Origin of the sequence: Coleofasciculus sp. G3-WIS-01 (assembly GCF_040223135.1) — a bacterium.
Taxonomy (GTDB): domain Bacteria; phylum Cyanobacteriota; class Cyanobacteriia; order Cyanobacteriales; family Coleofasciculaceae; genus Coleofasciculus.
Genome location: NZ_JAVJZI010000115.1, coordinates 1 through 2,622, shown reverse-complemented (window position 1 = coordinate 2,622; position 2,622 = coordinate 1). Strand labels below are relative to the sequence as shown.

General features: G+C 47.4%; 2 protein-coding genes and 1 pseudogene. 2 read left to right on the top strand and 1 reads right to left on the bottom strand.

Going from position 1 to position 2,622, the window contains the following annotated elements:
• A pseudogene (locus RIM23_RS11675) lies at positions 1-124 on the top strand (IS630 family transposase); the annotation flags it as partial.
• 81 nt (positions 125-205) lie between these two features.
• On the opposite strand, the gene RIM23_RS11670 reads toward RIM23_RS11675, so the two are convergent.
• On the bottom strand, positions 206-1,444 hold the full coding sequence (locus RIM23_RS11670; protein ID WP_446367220.1) for a CHAT domain-containing protein: 1,239 nt from the start codon (positions 1,442-1,444) through the stop codon (positions 206-208).
• A 279-nt stretch (positions 1,445-1,723) separates the two neighbouring features.
• Between RIM23_RS11670 and RIM23_RS11665 the strand changes: the two genes are divergently transcribed.
• Positions 1,724-2,488, top strand: a complete 765-nt coding sequence (locus tag RIM23_RS11665) for an RNA-guided endonuclease InsQ/TnpB family protein (protein WP_446367218.1) — start codon at positions 1,724-1,726, stop codon at positions 2,486-2,488.
• The last annotated feature ends 134 nt before the right edge of the window (positions 2,489-2,622 follow it).

Genomic DNA, 2,622 nt, shown 5'->3' with positions numbered 1-2,622 from the left:
TCGGCTTTTTGCATCCATTGAAGAGTTAGAATCTTTGTTGCATCAACTTTTAAATGAAGACAAGCTAGTTATTAATTGGGGGCGTAAACTGAAAAATAAGGGTAATGCTCTTATCACAGTTTAAATGCATAACAGCTTAGTTCAGACAATAATCCTGAACTTTGTTGGGTTTCCTGCGTCAACCCAACCTACTGCCGTCACCCACCTAAAATGGTGGATTAAAATTGTAGGCGCTTTTCACCCCAGCTTGCACCGCCACCCCCGCTAAACCCAGCGCCGCCCTGTCATCCCCCACCGCCGTTTGACAAGCCGTGAGTGCCAGCAGTTCTACCGCCTCAGAACCCACATTAATGCGGCGCATGGTTGCCTCTAAATCGGTAATCGTCAGCTTGCCATTGTCTCCCGTCACCAGAAATGTATCCTCTGGCTCTGTACCAAACTCCCCGTGGGTGGCAATATGAATAATCGGGTAAAGGGTTTGGCTGAGTTCCTGTTGCAAGCGATCGCGTGTAAACTCTTCATCAAGGAGTCCCTTACTCCCCGGCATTCGAGCCTCAACTTGACTGACTTCTTTACCAACGTTACTCAACGCGGGAAACCTGCGACCGTCCACAACCACCTCCTTGGTTAATCCTATTATCAGCGCCCGTAGCTGTTTACGGTCGAGTGCTTTCTTTTCAGTTAGAGTCAGACTGGGAGTCGTGGCAATGGCATACTTTTGCACCAAAAATTTCTCCCCGTCATGAAGTGCCGCCATGGGAATGCTACGCAAGATACCATCTTGGATAAATACCAGCGTTTTGACCTGGGCTTGTTCTAAGTCAGAGGCGAAGGGACGAATCAGCCAATCATACAGCTTTTGGGCTTGGGTAGGGTCATAAACGAAATCCATAAATCTCTCCAATTCCCGGCGAAATTCATTGATTTCGTCAATAAGCGCCTGACTATCGATATCTATCCACGCTGACCGTTTTTCGCCGTTGGGGAGACTGACGAGAATAGCAGTACGGTCTTTCAGAATAATCGTACTAAAAACAGCCGTTGCGGGACTAAAATCGGCTGAGTCATTTAAATTAAGGGCGGCTATCACGCAATCATTGCCAAAATAATTTTGCAGTTCTGCCAACTTCAGAGAATCAATTGTTCTAAGGGCAGCACTGAGTTCCTTGGTACGTTCCATGGGTTCAACAGAAGGCAAAGACGCTTGTTCGAGGCGTAACTGTGCCAACTCCCGATAAATGGGATTAATCGCATCTCGAAAGTCAAGTTGCACGTCGCGATTGGCGGTGAGAATATCGCTGCGGATAGTTTCTAGAGTAGTAACAGCTTGTTCGTAAGCCATTACAGCTTCAGACGCTTTCCCCTGTGCCTTAAAGATGCGTCCCGCCTGCCACTGCCATAAATACAGACTATCTTTGGCAAGTAAATCCTGGTTCGCCCTCAATTGAGCCTGTTGGGTTAAGTTGAGGGCTTGGGGGTAGTCCTGGCGGCATTCATAAAGTTGTCCCAGCTTACCCAGCGCAAAGGATTGGGCGCGAGAATCGTTGAGGCGTTGGGCAATGGAGACAGCTTGCTGTAGGAGTTCAAGTTCAATTGTGCTAATTTAGAGTGAATCTTCTTAAAGTCCCTGATGTGCTGGTCACTGAGAAAAGCCGTAAGCGGTTCCCAGCCATTTTCGCTCGGGTAAGATTTTATGGGCGGGAATTAGTAAAGCGTTGGGGTCTTGGCTAGCCAGGAGTTCGGGGTAAAACCGCCAAAACCAGCAAAGGGATTGAGAAACTTGCAGAAAGCGTTTACCAATTTCTGGGCAGGTCGTGCTAAATATCCCAACTTCTTGAAGTTGCGTAACGGCGGCAGTGCTGAGTTTACCCGTTCTGCTTTTAAGTGGAAAGATAAGCAATTATGGTTAGCGAAATGCCACGAACCCTTGCCAATCCGCTGGAGTCGAACCCTTCCCGAAAACTGTGAACCTTCTACGGTTACAGTAAAGCTGGATGCTTCTGGACGATGGTTCGTTGCTCGAATCCATGCTCAAATTGCCGACGCCCGCAAAGACTTTTTTCACAAGCTAACGACTCGACTGGTACGTGAAAATCAAACGATTGTTGTCGAAGATTTAGCAGTGAAGAATATGATAAAAAACCATAAGTTGGCTCAAGCAATTGCTGACGCAAGCTGGAGTGAACTGGTTCGTCAATTAGAGTATAAGTGCCAGTGGTACGGTCGAATACTGGTTAAGATTGACCGATGGTTTCCCAGCTCTAAGCGCTGTGGACATTGTGGTCACGTTGTTGATAAATTGCCGCTTGATGTTAGGGAGTGGGATTGCCCGGAATGTGGAACTCACCACGACCGAGACATTAATGCCGCAAACAATATTCTAGCCGCAGGGCTTGCGGTGATAGTCTGTGGAGCGAACATAAGACCCGATGGACATAAGTCCAAAGGGCAGTTGCGAAAAACCCCTCTCGCTAGTCAAAGGGGTTAACTAACAGTCCGTAAATATCTAGACAATTAGTGACATAACTGGACATTTTATGTGATATAATCAGGCAATGTCTAGTTTACCCCCCCCAAGAAGCAGCTACTCGACTTTGTGTGATGGTCTTGCACTTTGCACCG